Below are 16,026 nucleotides of genomic sequence, written 5' to 3'. Positions count from 1 at the left end.
CATCATTTTATCAAAGCTTAGATAAGCAAATTTTATAATTTACACTAAAATGTATTGAAGAATTTTATTGTATATTTGATATAAAATAAAAGTATTTAAAATTACGCATAATAATGAACAAATGAAACTTAGTGCTTTCAAGGAAGTAAATGTATACACTTAAAATTTGTAAAATTTAGTTCAAATACCCTTCAAATATTGTTAACAAAATAGTTGGTAAAAAAATATTGACTATTGGTCATTTAGTTATATAATAATATATGTAAATTAAATGACTAATGGTCATTAATATTAATTTTGATCAGGAGAGGATGAGATGAGAGAAGTAACAAAAGAAGTTCCAAAGAGAGGTAGAGCGCAAGATAAAAAAAATATGAAAGAAAAAGATTTGTATAGTGCTGCCTATGATCTCTTTACCACAAAGGGAATTCAAAATACGGCAATAGATGATATTGTAAAAAAGGCCGGAGTGGCAAAAGGAACCTTCTATCTTTACTTTAAGGATAAGTATGACATAATAAACAAAATAATACTTCAGAAGAGTTCAATGGTTATAAAAGAAGCTATGGAAAAAACAAAGGAAAGAACTTTTGATAGCTTTACAGATATGTTTCTGTTTAATGTGGATTATATAATTGAGTACTTTAAAGATAATAAGCTCATGCTTAAGCTTATAAACAAGAACTTCTCTTGGGGGGTGTATAGAAGGGCTATAATGCAGCCAGAGCAGCATGCTGACATGAGAGAAATAGTAGCTGTATTCATAACAAATATGAAAGCTTTAGGAATAGATGAAGAGGAATGTGAAAAGACTCTTTTTATGATTATAGAGCTTATAGGAAGTGTTTGTTATAGCAGCATTATACTAGAAGAACCTTATGGAATAGATAGTATGAAACCAACGCTGTTTAAAACTATAGAGAAAATGTTAAAAGCTTAAAAGCTAAGAAAGGGATGAAATGACTTGAAAAAATTTGGTGAATTCATAGCTAAGCACAGAAATATTGTGCTTATAGTAGCAATAGCACTTTTACTTCCTGCTGCTTACGGTATGATAAATACTAAGATAAATTATGATATACTTACCTATTTACCACAGGATTTAGATTCTATGAAAGGACAAGAAATACTAGATAAGAATTTCGCTAGTGCATCATTATCCATGCTGATTATTGAGGATACAGAGTCTAAAGATGTGGCAAAAATAAAAGAAGATATTCAAAAAGTTGATGGTGTAGATAGCGTATTATGGATAGATGACGTTTTAGATATCACCATTCCAAAAGAGATATTACCAGATAAAATAAAAGATTCACTCTATAGTAAAAATTCTACAATGGTGATAATAAAGTATGAAGAAGGTAGCTCATCAGAAAAGACTCAAGAAGCTATAACTTCTATAAGAAAAGTAATGAATAAACAGAGCTTTTTAAGTGGTTTGTCTGCTATTGTAAAAGATACAAAGGATCTTTCTGATAAACAGACTCCAATATATGTATTGATTGCAGTAGCATTATCCACTGTGGTACTAGCACTTACCATGGAATCTGTGCTTATACCATTTATATTCTTAGCATCCATTGGATTTGCTATTTTATATAACTTTGGAACTAATATATTCTTTGGACAGGTTTCCTATATAACTAAAGCATTAGCAGCTGTATTGCAGTTAGGAGTTACCATGGACTACTCCATATTTTTACTTCATAGATATGAAGAAGAAAAATCAAAGGTAGATGATAGAGAAAATGCTATGGCGGAGGCTATATCAAAAACCATAGTAGCTATATCAGGTAGTTCACTTACAACTATAGCTGGATTCCTTGCACTCTGTGCTATGCAGTTAGCTTTAGGAAAAGATATAGGAATTGTAATGGCAAAGGGAGTTTTATTAGGAGTAATATGTACAGTAACAGTTTTACCAGCTCTAGTACTTTATTTTGATAAGGCTATACACAAATTTCAGCATAAGACTATATTACCTGAATTTAAGAAGGTTTCAGAATATGTAACTAACCATTATAAAGTTTTTGTAGCTATATTTTTAATAGCCTTTATCCCAGCAATTTATGGGTCTAACAACACAAAGGTTTATTATAACTTAGATGAATCTTTACCAAAGGATATGGAATCTGTAGTAGCTACAAGCAAACTTAAAGAAGATTATCATATGACTACTACACATATGGTAGTAATTAATGATGATATACCAGCTTATAAAAAGAAAGAAATGGTAGATAGAATAGAAAAGGTAGATGGAATAGAAAAAGTTTTATCCTATGATAAATTAATAGGAGGCTCCATTCCAGAAAGCTTTATACCAGAAGACATAAAAGCAAACTTTAAAAAGGATGGATATAATTTAATAATTGCTAATTCAATATATAAGGCGGCTGAAGATGAGGAAAATGCTCAAATAGATGAAATAATAAATATAGTAAAAGAGTACGATAAGGATGGAATGGTTTCAGGAGAGGGACCTTTAACTAAGGATCTTATACAAATTGCAGATCAAGATTTTAAGAGAGTTAATGTAGTATCTATTGCAGCTATATTTGCAATAATATTTATGGTATTTTTATCTTTCTCTTTACCAGTTATCTTGGTTTTAGCCATAGAGCTTGCAATATTTATAAATCTAGGTATTCCATACTATACAGGAACTTCAATTCCATTTATATCAAGTATTGTAATAGGAACTATTCAGCTAGGAGCAACAGTAGATTATGCCATTTTATTAACTTCAAGGTTTAAGGAAGAGATAAAAAATGGACATGATAAATTTGAAGCTATGAAGATATCTGTAGAGGGATCAGCAAAATCTATAGTAACAAGTGCTCTTACTTTCTTTGCAGCCACTGCAGGAGTTGCGCTTATTTCAGATATGGAACTTATAAAGAGCTTATGCTTTTTAATGTCTAGAGGTGCTCTTATAAGTATGCTAATTATAATATTTATATTACCATCTATTTTAATAGTTTCAGAAAAGTTTATAGGTGTTACAACAAAAGGATGGAGAGAAAAAACAGGTAAAAAACAGGACGTTAAGTTATCTGCTTAAAATCATAGGAGGGAAAAATTATGAAAAATAATAGATTTAATTATATGTCAAAAACACTAGTTAGTCTTGTAGTAGCAGCTTCAATAATAAGTCCTAACTTAGTACAAGCAGCAGAGTTAGTGAAAAAGGATGAATCAGTTTATATAACTTTAGATAAACAAGGAAATGTTCAAGAAAAAATAGTAAGCAATTGGCTTCATAATCCTAATGGTGGAGAGGTTAAAGATAAATCAAACCTAAAGGATATTAAAAATGTAAAGGGTGATGAAAAGCCAGAAATAAATGGACAATCAATTACATGGAAGTCTAAAGACAATGACATTTTTTATCAAGGAAAAAGTGATAAGGATCTACCTTTAGATATAAATATTTCTTATTCTTTAAATGGACAAAGTGTAAAACCAGAAGAGCTAGGTGGAAAATCTGGTAAATTAAAAATGGTTTTAGATATGAAGAATAAGGATGCGCATAATGTTACAATTAATGGTAAGGAAAAAACTATATATACTCCATTTACAGCTATAGCCTTAGTTAATCTGCCTCTAGATAACTTTAAAAATGTTAAAATAAACTCAGGAGAGGTAATATCTGATGGAAATAATACTGTAATAACTTATATAGGATTACCAGGATTAAAAGAAAGTTTAGGACTTGATGGAAAAGATATTAATATAGGAATAGAAGATAAACTTGAAATAGAAGCAGATGTAGAGAGCTTTAAGTTAGGACCTGTTATGATAACAGCTACACCTAATCTTCCAGAAGTAGAAGCATTAAAAAAATCAACAAATCTTTCAGAATTAGTTGATGGAATAGAACAATTAAAAGAAGCTAGTAGTCAATTGAGAGATGGATCTACAAAACTTTCAGAAAGTGAAAGCCTATTTGCTGAAAAGATGGGAGATTTAGTTTCTGGTACAGATAAATTAGGTTCTGGTTCTAAAACTTTAAAGGAAGGAGCTTACCAATTAAAGGAGGGCATAGGCACTGCAACAAAAGGAATGGCCTTAGCACAAACTGAAATGGCTAAGGCAGAAAATCAGAAAAAGATTGCTCTTATAACTGATGATCATAATGTTCAAAGAGAAAGAACTTTAATTGAAGATGCTTACTTTGCAAAAGATATGGATGTTTCATCAATACAAGGTTTAATGCCTTATATTAACGAAAACAACATGAACCTTATGGGAAAAACTTTTGTGGATTATAGAGCTATAGGAATATCAAAGATCTTAGCGAGTCCTATGATAGATCAAATAAAAGCTTTAGGAACACCAGAAAACATAAAAAATATGGAGGCTTTATTAAATACTACTGATGCATTAGGCAATTTAGATGTAGATATGAATAAATTACAACCTTTACTACAGGTTATGAAAAATATAGATAAATTAGCGCCTTTGATGGGAGAGTTAAACTCCCTAGCTGTTATGGATTTATCTATGATAGATACTTTAGCACCTGTATTCCAAAATGCATCTGCATTTAAAAATATATTGGATTCAGCTTCAGCTTTGCAAAAGGTAAATGGTAAAGAGATGGAGGGTTTCTTACTAGAACAACAAAAGACAGCAGAAGCCTTTATAAAAAATACAGATCAATTAGTTAAAGAAGAAAATGTTAATGCTTTAAGGACAGCGGTGGATAAGGCTTATCCTTTGGATAATGAGCAAACAGCAGTGATAAACAAACAATTAAAGGGCTTAATAGAAGGATATAATAATGCCATTATAGGTGCTAGAACAGGTTTTATTAATTCAAAGGGAAAGATGCAAGCTATGTCAGAAAGCTTACAAAGACTAATAGGCCTCCAAGGAGCTCTTGGTGAAAATAAAGAAGCTTTAGAATCTATGGCAAAGGCATTAAATCCTGAAAATATGTCCAAACTAAATGAAATGATTAGTACCTTAAAAGGAGCTCAAGCAAAGATACAAGATCAACAAACACAAGCTATGTTAAAGGGATTAAATGAAGTTTTAACTAACAAAGATGTTATGGGAGAACTTAATAAAGTAAATCAAATGCTTCCAGCTATACAAGGAATGAAGAGTACATTAGAAGTTAATAAACAAAATATAGCTGTAGCAAAAGAGCTATTACAAATGAGCGATACAAAAGAGTTTAAAGAAGCTATGGTGAAACTTAATGCATTAGAAGAAGACATAAAAGAATTAACTCCATTAATTACTGCTTTAGAAAATAATATGACACCAGAAGTAATGGAGAAACTTAAAACTTCACCAGAGGCCTTAAAACAACTAGTTATTATGCAAAAGCATCTTAAAGATAGTGAAGATATATTAGCTATCATGAAGGAATCTCTAGAAGAAAATAACATAGTTAAAACTAGAGAAGCTTTAGCTAAATTGCCACAATTAACTCAAGGAATAAATAAGTTACAACAAGGTGCTTCCATGCTTTATGATGGTACTGTAGAGCTTAATAAAGGGTCAGAGGACTTAAGCTCAGGAGCCTTAAAATTAAAGGATGCATCTAATGAGTTAGCTAAAGGAGCAAATGATTTAAAAGAAGGAATGATTCAGTTTGATGAAGAAGGAATAGGCAAACTTAATGATAAGGTAAAAGAAAATATAGGAGATATAGATGACATACTTGCATCTAAGGATGAAGTTATAAAACTATCAGAGAATTATGGAACCTTTACTGGACTGGAAGAAGGCATGGAAGGAAAGGTTAAGTTCATAATGAAAACTGAGGAAATAAAATTACCTGAAGTTAAAAAGGAACAAAAAGTAGAAGTAAAAGAAGAGAAAAAGGGATTTTTTAATTGGGTAAAAGGATTATTTAATAAATAATCTTTTGGAACTTAAATAATTAGTAATATCCATAAGGTGTAAATTAGGAAAATTAAAGTTTAATAACTAAAAAGGTCTATTTAAGGACTGTAATTACCATAAAAGTAATTACAGTCCTTAATATTTTTTTAAATAATATTAAGGGTAATCAAATGAAACTTCACCGTAGATGAAATTTGTAAATATATATGAAGGTTAGTTGAACTTATGATGACTTTAGAAGTGTTTATTTTTGAGTATTAGGAATGGTAGTAGATGGATAAATAAGGGTGTTATGTAATAAGTTAAATTAATGCAAATTAAGTATAAACACATTGATAATGTAATATAAAAAGGATAGAATAATTTATATGTGTAGTAAGAAATGTAATAAAATATTTGTTTTAAGTAAGTATATGTTAAAAGTTTTTTAATTATTTGAAATATATATTTGATTAAAAGTAAACTAATAATTAGAATTTATTTTGTAGAATAAGGAGAGGAAAAATGAAAAAAAAGGTAGTAATTTGGATAGGTATTTTAGTGGTAGTAAGTTTAGTAATTTCCATTCCCCTAACACTTGGAAAAAAGAAAGATAAAATACCAAGGGTTAGAACAGCAGCTGTACAAAAGGGAGATATAAGCTCTTATCTTACAACTACAGCAGTGATAAAGTCGAAAAATATAAAGGAGTATTATGGTTCACAACTTAAAGTCACTGCTGTTAATTTTAAAGTGGGTGACAAGGTAAAAGCTGGTGAAACCATAATAAGTTATGATGTACAGGATTTAAAGAATGCAGTAAAGCAGGCAGAAATTCAATATAATAATTCAATTCTTCAAAAGCAAGAACTTTTAAATCAAAAGAAAAGCCTGGAGGAAAAAAAGAGCATAATTAATAATCAATCTGTAGAATCTTATGTGGAAGATATGAATATATCTAACATTCCAAATTCAGAAGAAGCAGTGAAAGCTGTTCAAGGTACTATGGTTCAAAATACCAAAGTTACTGATATACCTGAAATTTCTGAAGAAAAAATAAAGCAAGCAGATAATGCAATAAGTCTTACTAAGCTTTCCTTAGATTCAGCAAAGTCAAAATTAAATTCTGTAAGTGAAAATATAACATCGGAATTTGATGGAGTAATAACAGCTATTAATGTGTCAGAAGGATCTGTGGGAAATATGGCTCAACCCGCTGTAGTTGTTCAGGATATAGACAATTTAAAAGCAGTAATATCCTTAGGTAAATACGATGCTGCAAAGATAGCTATAGATCAAGAGGCTCAAGTTATCTCTGATGGTAACAGAGTAAAAGGTAAGGTATTCCATATAGATCCAGTGGCGAAAAAAATTGCTTCAGCTACAGGTTCGGATGTTATATTAAATGCGGATATTGATATTTTAGAAAAGCTTGAAGGTATTAAACCAGAATTTGATACAGATGTAGAAATATTATTAGCTAAAAAAGAGTCAGTACTAAAGGTACCAACGGAATCTATTAAGTCAGATAAAGAAGGAAAGAATTACGTTTATTTGCTTATGGGTAACAAGGCTGTGGAAAGAGAAGTATCTCTTGGACTGCAATCTGATATAGATGTTGAGATAGTAGAGGGTGTAAATGAAGGAGAAAAAGTAATATTAAACCCTACTGGTATTATACAAGATGGAACTCTTGTAGAGGAAGCTCAATCAGGTGATATAAAATGATAGAAGTTAAAAATATAGTAAAGATATACAAAACTGGTGATATAAATTTTAAGGCCTTAAAAGGTATTGATCTTAAGATAGAAGAGGGAGAATTTACATCTATTATGGGACCTTCTGGGTCAGGGAAATCTACATTTATGAATATTCTAGGATGCTTAGACGTATTTGATGAGGGGCAGTACATTCTAAATGGAAAAGACATCTCTAATCTTAAGGATAATGATCTTGCCTACATAAGAAATAAAGAAATAGGATTTGTATTTCAAGCTTTTAACCTTTTACCTAGAATGACCATATTAGAAAATGTAGAATTACCTATGGTATACGCAGGAGTTTCTAAAAAAGAAAGAAGAGAAAAGGCTCTTAGTGCTTTAGAAAAGGTAGGGTTAATAGATAGGATAAAGCATAGACCAAATGAAATTTCTGGAGGACAAAAGCAAAGGGTGGCAATAGCTAGAGCAATAGTAAATTCACCAGCAGTTATAATGGCGGATGAACCTACAGGAAACCTAGACTCTAAATCTTCAGATGACATAATAAGAATATTTCAAAACTTAAATGATGAGGGGTCTACTATAATAATGGTAACACACGAACCAGAGGTGTCTAAATATACAAAGAGAATAGTAAGATTTAGAGATGGAGAAATTGTAGCAGATGATATGGTAAAAGATAGAGTAATACTTGCTCAGAACAATTCTGATATGGATTTATTCACTGAATAGGAGGGATGAAATTGAATATTATTGAAAATTTCAAAATGGCCTTAGACAGCATAAAATCAAACAAGCTTAGATCCTTCCTTACTATGCTTGGAATAATAATAGGAATAAGTTCAGTTATAACCATACTTGCCTTAGGGGAAGGTGGAAGAAATAGCATATTAGGAGAATTTGAAAAAATAGGAGCAGCTACAGTTAATATAAAAGTTAATAGTCAAAAGGCTGAAGCTTCAGATTATTTTAATTTAGAAGATATAAAGCAAATTAAGGATAAAGTAGATTCAATAAAATATATAACTCCCATAGTTCAAAGACAAGGAGTAATAAGAACAGAAGATAAAAACAAGAGAAGTTTTATAACAGGAGGAACTCAGGATATAAATTATATTCAGAGCTTAGAGATTATTTACGGAAGATTTTTTAATGAAAGAGAATTTAATGAAGGAAAGCCTGTAATTATAATAGACGAAGTAGGGGCGAAATATCTTTTTGGGTATACAGATGTGGTAGGTAAAACATTAACTTTAGGACAAAAAACCTCTCCTAAAAAAGCAACTATAATTGGTGTTTATAAGTCTACTGGATTCCTATATGGTGGAGAAGATGAAAATATGCCTATATTTACAGTAGTTCCATCAACTTTCTTAAAGACATTATTCCCTAATGATTTTATTATGGATAACATTATGATTATGTCTAAGGATAAAGATAAAACTGAAGAAGCGGCAACAAAAACTATAAATGTATTACAATCAAGACATAATAATAGAGGGAGGGAGGTTTATAAAGCAGAAAATACTTTAAAACAATTAGATGAAATAAATAAGGTTGTTGGAACTTTCACTACTTTTATAGGAGCTGTAGCGGCCATATCATTACTAGTAGGTGGCATTGGGGTTATGAATATAATGTTAGTTTCTGTAACAGAAAGAACCAGGGAAATAGGCATAAGAAAGGCTATAGGGGCCACGACTAAAACCATATTGATGCAATTTTTAACAGAGTCAGTGATAATCTCCTTGTTAGGAGGAATAATAGGGATGACCATAGGTATAACAGGTGCTTTTATAATAGGAAGTTTTGTTGATATAACCCCGGTTTTATCATTAGGATCTATACTAGGAGTTATATTTTTCTCATCAGCTGTAGGAATATTCTTTGGCATATATCCTGCAAGAAAGGCTGCAAGATTGGATCCTATAGAAGCCTTAAGATATGAATAGTAATATATATAATCAATAAGAAACCTTTTAGAAAATTCTAAGAGGTTTTTTTATTTGGAAAAAACAAGATAATATTTACAAACATTAAAAATAAGTATATAATATAATCAATAATGAATTTCAATTTCAATTACAATATTGAGATTTGACATATGGGTAAATAAATTATAAGGAGAGAGAAGGATGAGTGTATTAGTTATTGGTGGAGATAAGTTGGGAAATATAAAGGATTACTTAAAGCAGAATGGTTTTCAAACTATAAATCATGTTACAGGAAGAAAAAAGGGAGATTTAAAGGTAGATATACCTGTAAACACTGATTTGGTCTTGATCCTTACTGATTTTATAGGGCATCAATTAACTAAAACTATAAAAGGTAGGGTGAAGGAAAAGGAAGCTACGGTTATATATTCTAAAAGATCCATAAGTTATTTAGATCAAAATTTAAAAGAATTTTTGAAAAATAAGCAATAATAGTATTAAGGAATTAAATAATATAAAGGGTTGATGAAATTGATAAAAGATATTACTTGTAGCTATATGAATAAAATAGAATACTTTTCAGATATAGATTATATTAAAGCAAAGATTTATTACCACATAGCACCTACGCTAAAAGGATTAAAACCCTCATCAATAGTAACTCTTACTAAGGATAAAAGGGATCTTTGTAGCTTATGGGATTTATATAAAAATCAAATATTATTGGACTGTGGGTTAGATTACTTTGAATTAAAAAGAGATGATCAGAGCATTAATGTTATGGTTTATAATAAGTCCTATCTTATTAGAACTATACATAATTCTAATAACTTAGATTTTTTATTTCAATATGGATATTATAAGTCTATGAATCTAAATGAGATCTTAAATAGATTAAAACAAAGATTTGTTAATGTCTGTCCTCATGAAGTAGGTATATTTTTAGGATATCCCATTGAAGATGTTAAGGACTTTATAAAACATCCTAAAAAACCTTGCTTAATTACTGGTTATTGGAAGGTATATAATGATTTGGATTATGCAGAGAAGAAATTTAAAAGTTTTGATAAGGCAAAAATAAATGTTATGATGGATATAATGAATGGTTTTAATTTTACAAATAAAAATTATTTAAATTAAAACTAAAAGATAAAAAAAGCCCAGAGAGTATATACGTTTTAAACTCTCTAGGGCTTTTAGTTTTATCAGGTTTTTAGATAAGAAGCTCCATCTAAAGGAACTAATATTTGCAGTGGAGGAGAAGAATTTAATAGCCCCACCGTATATATGGTATAAAATTTATTAGGAAGTAATTTCACGCTAGGTATAGTAAGTAAAATTCTATCTGTTAAGCTATCTCTTATTTCAAGCCAATGGTCCTTAGGTACTACAGGGATATATGATGTAGTCTCCTGGAACTCAACATTTTTAAATAATTTAGTGTTATCTCTATAAGTTAAATCTAGCGTAGGAGCATTAGGTGAAAGATTAGAAAATCTTAACATGGAGAAATTAGGTTTACTCGTAGTTGCAGGTTCTAGTATTGGTAGAATTTGCAAACTATCTAAAGTGTTAACTGCAGCTATAGTATATATGGAATTTGGATTTAATTCGATTTTTTCAGTGAAAACCGCTTTGTCCATACTTCCAGCTGGATATATTTTAATTTCATAAGAACCAGAAGGAACAGAAATATAAGGCGTAAAATTTTTATAAGATAAATTTCTTGCAATAGCTGTTCCGTTGGCATATATGTCTACAGCAGGGGCATCAGGAGAAGCATGAAGTATTCTTATATAAGTTTTTATTTTAGGAAGAGACTCTACTCTACTAAAATTTTGTAATCCATAAGGGTAATAAAAACCATGATTATAAAAGTTTGAATTCATCATTATAATTTCACCTTTTACTAATTAATCATCTTCATACATAAGTGTAATTCTTATAATTTTTCTAATTATATTTTGGGCAACAGGATAAGGTATTCTGTAAGCCATTAGAGTTTTTATTATACTAGGATGAGAGGTTTCAATTTTTATTAATATCTTTTCCACCTTTGCATCTATGTTTCTAGAGTCTTCTTCTAATAAAAACTTGTTTTTTTGGCTTAACTCATGAGCTAGTGAATTCAGCTCTGGAACTTCCATATCTATTCTTGTAGTAGTAGGTTTTTTTGTTGGGGTTGATGGATTTACCATAGGAGCTTTTTCTATAGTGTCTTTCTCCATCATAGGCATTTGATGCATCATGTCTGGTTGCATCATGGGATTCATCATAGGCATTTGCTGCATCATGTCTGGTTGCATCATAGGGCTCATCATGGGCATTTGCTGCATCATGTGTGGACACATCATGGGATTCATCATAGGCATTTGCTGCATCATGTTTGGATCCATCATGGGATTCATCATAGGCATTTGTTGCATCATGTTTGGATCCATCATGGGGTTCATCATAGGCATTTGCTGCATCATGTTTGGATCCATCATAGGGTTCATCATAGGCATTTGTTGCATCATGTTTGGATCCATCATGGGGTTCATCATAGGCATTTGCTGCATCATGTTTGGATCCATCATAGGGTTCATCATAGACATTTGCTGCATCATGTTTGGATCCATCATGGGGTTCATCATAGACATTTGTTGCATCATGGGGTTCATCATAGGCATTTGTTGCATCATGCCTGGCTGTATCATAGGATTCATCATAGGCATTTGCTGCATCATGTGAGGACATATCCTAGGCTCCATTTTATCAAAGTCCTGAATCAACGGAACAAATTTAATGTCATCATCCTTATCCAGATTTCTATCCGTGAAATCTTGCTCTTCATACATAAATGTAACCTCCATTTATAAAATTACATTAATATAATATGTAAGTAAGCTCCTTTTGTTGCCATATTGTGTAAAATAAAAAATATATCACAATTAGTAACAATTACTAATAATATTAATAATATAATAAGGAGGGGTTTTTATGTTTATAGATTATAGGGAGCTTTTTTCTGAAATAAATCATTATATTACTTTAGATAATGGCAAGACAGTTAAAACCATAAATTTAGATAATGCGGCCACTACTCCCCCTTTTAGATATGTAATGGATAATATAAGATATTTTTCATCCTATTATGGATCTATCCATAGAGGGGTTGGGTATAAATCAAGCATATGTTCTAATTTTTATGAAGAAGCTAGGAAAGTAATATTAAATTATTTTACAGCTCCAGAAGATAAATATACTGTTATTTTTGTGAAAAATACCACAGAGGGTTTAAATAAACTATCTAATAGATTAATTTCCAGTAAAGATCAAATTGTTCTAACATCTCATATGGAGCATCATTCTAATGATTTGCCTTGGAGAGGTAAGTGTAATTTAGATTATATAGGTATAGATAAGGATGGTAGATTATCTTTAGAAAGTCTTTATGATAAACTTCATTATTATAATGGTAAAGTTAAACTTGTAACTATAACTGGAGCTTCAAATGTAACAGGATTTATAAATGATATAGATACAATATCTGAAATATGCCACAAATATGGGGCAGAGCTTGTAGTTGATGGTGCACAATTAGTACCTCATAATAAGGTGAAGGTTTGGAAAGATGATGGTAAGAAAGCTATAGATTATTTAGTATTTTCAGCCCATAAAATGTATGCACCTTTTGGGATTGGAGTTATCATAGGGAAAAAGGATGGCTTTGATGAAAGAGATCCAGATTGTACAGGAGGAGGAACTGTAAAGGTAGTAACTGATAAGGAAGTAATATGGGATGAAATTCCTTTTAAAGAAGAGGCAGGGACACCTAATTTTATGGGAGTAGTGGCTCTTTTATCTTCACTAAGATTATTAGAGCGTTTAGATATGGAAAATATAGAGAAAAGAGAAAGAAAACTTACAGAATATCTTCTAAATAAATTGAATCAGAGAGAGTATATAGAAATATATGGTAGTCATAAGATGGACAAGGATAGATTAGGTATAGTAAGCTTTAATATTAAAGGAATTTATCACGAAAAGGCTGCAGAGATTCTTTCAAAGGATTATGGAATAGAAGTGAGAAGTGGTTGCTTTTGCGCACACCCTTATGTACAAAAGCTTTTAAATCTATCCATGGAGGAGATTGAACACTATAAAAACAATACAAACTCAATGAAACCAGGAATGATTAGGATTAGTTTTGGCATATACAATACGGAAGAGGAAATTGATAAATTAGTAGAAGCTTTAGATTATATTAATTATTCTTTTCAAAAACAGTGATATTAATTTTAAAAAGGAGGGTTTATGAGTTATACAACATTAAGACAACCTCAAGGAGTGCCAGTTTCCTATGTAAATCTTATAAGAGAGGCTTTAATAGCAGAACTTATAGCTATAAATGATTATTATAAGCAAATAGTAAATACTGACATTAAGGAACTAAAGGAGATATTACAACACATAATGGAGGAGGAAAAGCGACATTATGGTATGTTTCTACAACTTATAAGAAAATATGATCCAGAACAATATGGTAAATATATTGAAGCAGATAAAGACGTAAAAATAAGTACTAATATTAAGTTAAGTAATCATGATTCTAAAATGCAAAATCAAATTATACTAAATAATATAAGAGATGATATTAAATCAGAGTTAGAAGCCGTAGTATTGTATGAACAGCATATTTCAATGATTCCTATAAATGAGATAAGGGATGTATTTAAAGAAGTTACGGCAGATGAAAAAGAGCATATAGAAGAATTGACTTCAGTTTTATTAAAGTTAGATAAGGATAGCTATGGACCTATAAGTAAATAATAGTTTTCAATCTAAAAATTTTCAATAAAGAAGAAGTAATATAGAAGATTTTAATCAGTGATTAGTGGCTTTTAGAATTCACCTTGAACAATAAAAAGTAGCCATAGGTCACTATATTAGTTTTTACTTTATGTAAAAATTAAGAGCTTTAGGATATTACTTCTTCTTTATTATTGTTATTATTATTTAGTAAAAATAGAATAATCTATAAGGTCATTTTCATAGAATAATTCAACATTACCTGCAACTAGAGGTTTTATATAATTATAAGCTTTTTCATTAACTCCATTCCCTTCAGCATTTATAAAATCTTTAGGAACATACTTAACATTATTAGCTACATCACAAGCTTTAACAGAGAAAAATTCCGTATTATATAAATTCCCGTTAAGTCTTTTAATAGCTACCATGTATCCAGAGGAACCTTTGAGGTAAAGTTTAATAGCAGCGGCACCCGCATTGTAAGCCTCTTCTACATCTGTACTAGAAGATATATGCATAGCACATCTTTGTAATACTCCAAGCTCTAAAGATTTAACTCTAGTAGTTATTTCCTTATTTAAAATAAGATTTTTAAGATAATTTCCTACTCCTCCTAATTGAGCATGTCCAAAGTTATCATGACATCCAGTAGTTTTTAATGTGGATAAGAAATTACCAGTATTATCTTTTAATCCTTCTGAGGCTACGATATAAACATGGTTTTGCTCTTTATACTTTTTCTCTACGTCTTTAATAAATTTCTCTTCATTAAAAGGGACTTCTGGTAAATATATAAAATCTACTATAGGTTTTTTATTAAGGGTTGCTAAACATGAGCTAGCAGCTAACCATCCTGCATCTCTACCCATGGTTTCTAGTATAAATATACCATTGTTAATATATACAGAAGAATCTAAATAAGTTTCTAAAGTAACGGTAGAAATAAACTTAGCTGCGCTACCAAAGCCGGGAGTATGATCTGTTATAGGAAGATCATTATCTATGGTTTTGGGGATACCTATTATTTTAACATCTATGTTTTTGTTTTTAGCATACTCACTAAGCTTGGACACAGTATCCATAGAATCGTTACCGCCTATGTAGAAGAATGCTTTAATATCTAATTTGTTAAAGATAGAAAAAATTCTTTTGTATTCACTTTCATCTTTATTAAAATCTTTCATTTTATATCTGCAAGATCCAAGTCCAGAAGAAGGGGTAAGTTTAAATACATTTAATTTTTTTTCATCACATTGTGATAAATTTATTATATTTTCATTTAATATTCCTTCTATACCGTTTAATCCTGCATAAACATTTTCAAAGGTTTTTGATTTTTTGTTTTCATCTACTAATCCCACTACACTTGAATTTATAACGGAAGTAGGACCACCGGATTGAGCTATAAGACAATTATACATTATAGTTATCTCCTTTCGACATATATTATATGCTATATAACATATGTATGGGTAAAATTATACGCTATTTAATAATATATAATAAAAAATGAAAAAAATAAAGAGGTTTTAGTAAAAATGTATAGCATAATAAGCTATATAAGATTTGATATACATATTATTGAATATATAGTAAAAATGGCATTTAAAATGAAAATGGATAATATAATTATAAGGTAAATTTCATCTTTAAAATGTTTTAACTCTTCTAAGGTTCAGATGCAGAAGATATTCCTTTTAAGCAAACTACATCTGAAGGAATAATCACTTCATATG

At 30.1% G+C, this 16,026-nt stretch carries 13 protein-coding genes; 10 read left to right on the top strand and 3 right to left on the bottom strand.

Going from position 1 to position 16,026, the window contains the following annotated elements:
• Positions 1–316 precede the first annotated feature (316 nt).
• The 8 genes from KQI89_RS14260 to KQI89_RS14225 all read left to right on the top strand — a co-directional run bounded on the left by KQI89_RS14260 (position 317) and on the right by KQI89_RS14225 (position 10,633).
• On the top strand, positions 317–940 hold the full coding sequence (locus tag KQI89_RS14260; protein ID WP_216457607.1) for a TetR/AcrR family transcriptional regulator: 624 nt from the start codon (positions 317–319) through the stop codon (positions 938–940).
• 24 nt (positions 941–964) lie between these two features.
• The gene (locus KQI89_RS14255; protein ID WP_216457606.1) at positions 965–3,061 is read left to right on the top strand and encodes an efflux RND transporter permease subunit; all 2,097 of its coding nucleotides are present in this window, start codon (positions 965–967) and stop codon (positions 3,059–3,061) included.
• A gap of 20 nt (positions 3,062–3,081) precedes the next feature.
• A complete protein-coding gene (locus tag KQI89_RS14250; RefSeq protein WP_216457605.1) occupies positions 3,082–5,877 on the top strand; it encodes a hypothetical protein in 2,796 nt (931 codons plus the stop codon).
• Positions 5,878–6,363: 486 nt separating this feature from the next.
• The gene (locus tag KQI89_RS14245) at positions 6,364–7,566 is read left to right on the top strand and encodes an efflux RND transporter periplasmic adaptor subunit (protein WP_216457604.1); all 1,203 of its coding nucleotides are present in this window, start codon (positions 6,364–6,366) and stop codon (positions 7,564–7,566) included.
• Positions 7,563–8,291, top strand: coding sequence for an ABC transporter ATP-binding protein (locus KQI89_RS14240; protein WP_216457603.1), 729 nt, complete (start codon positions 7,563–7,565; stop codon positions 8,289–8,291). Before KQI89_RS14245 ends, KQI89_RS14240 begins: the two co-directional genes overlap by 4 nt.
• 11 nt (positions 8,292–8,302) lie before the next feature.
• Positions 8,303–9,511 (top strand): ABC transporter permease, encoded by a 1,209-nt coding sequence (locus KQI89_RS14235; RefSeq protein ID WP_216457602.1) that lies wholly within the window; start codon positions 8,303–8,305, stop codon positions 9,509–9,511.
• Between the two features lie 183 nt (positions 9,512–9,694).
• On the top strand, positions 9,695–9,985 hold the full coding sequence (locus KQI89_RS14230) for a DUF2325 domain-containing protein (RefSeq protein ID WP_032120750.1): 291 nt from the start codon (positions 9,695–9,697) through the stop codon (positions 9,983–9,985).
• 39 nt (positions 9,986–10,024) lie between these two features.
• Positions 10,025–10,633, top strand: a complete 609-nt coding sequence (locus tag KQI89_RS14225; RefSeq protein WP_216457601.1) for a DUF3793 family protein — start codon at positions 10,025–10,027, stop codon at positions 10,631–10,633.
• Between the two features lie 65 nt (positions 10,634–10,698).
• Here the strand turns inward: KQI89_RS14225 and KQI89_RS14220 are convergent, their stop codons facing one another.
• Positions 10,699–11,385 carry a DUF4397 domain-containing protein gene (locus KQI89_RS14220; RefSeq protein WP_216457600.1) on the bottom strand — a complete coding sequence of 229 codons (687 nt, stop codon included), beginning with the start codon at positions 11,383–11,385 and terminating at the stop codon, positions 10,699–10,701.
• Positions 11,386–11,406: 21 nt separating this feature from the next.
• Complete coding sequence (locus KQI89_RS14215) at positions 11,407–12,333, bottom strand: hypothetical protein (protein WP_216457599.1); 927 nt, start codon at positions 12,331–12,333, stop codon at positions 11,407–11,409.
• Between the two features lie 142 nt (positions 12,334–12,475).
• Here KQI89_RS14215 and KQI89_RS14210 point away from each other — a divergent pair, with 142 nt between their 5' ends.
• Positions 12,476–13,768 carry an aminotransferase class V-fold PLP-dependent enzyme gene (locus tag KQI89_RS14210; RefSeq protein ID WP_216457598.1) on the top strand — a complete coding sequence of 431 codons (1,293 nt, stop codon included), beginning with the start codon at positions 12,476–12,478 and terminating at the stop codon, positions 13,766–13,768.
• Positions 13,769–13,792: 24 nt separating this feature from the next.
• On the top strand, positions 13,793–14,308 hold the full coding sequence (locus KQI89_RS14205) for a ferritin family protein (protein ID WP_216457597.1): 516 nt from the start codon (positions 13,793–13,795) through the stop codon (positions 14,306–14,308).
• 182 nt (positions 14,309–14,490) lie between these two features.
• Here KQI89_RS14205 and KQI89_RS14200 read toward each other — a convergent pair whose 3' ends face one another.
• Positions 14,491–15,711, bottom strand: coding sequence for a 6-phosphofructokinase (locus KQI89_RS14200; RefSeq protein ID WP_216457596.1), 1,221 nt, complete (start codon positions 15,709–15,711; stop codon positions 14,491–14,493).
• Between the last annotated feature and the right edge of the window lie 315 nt (positions 15,712–16,026).

The sequence above is a fragment of the Clostridium simiarum genome (assembly GCF_018919175.1).
Lineage (GTDB): Bacteria > Bacillota > Clostridia > Clostridiales > Clostridiaceae > Clostridium_L > Clostridium_L simiarum.
The sequence above is the reverse complement of the archived record's forward strand: the minus strand, read 5'-3'. Positions and strand labels throughout refer to the sequence as shown.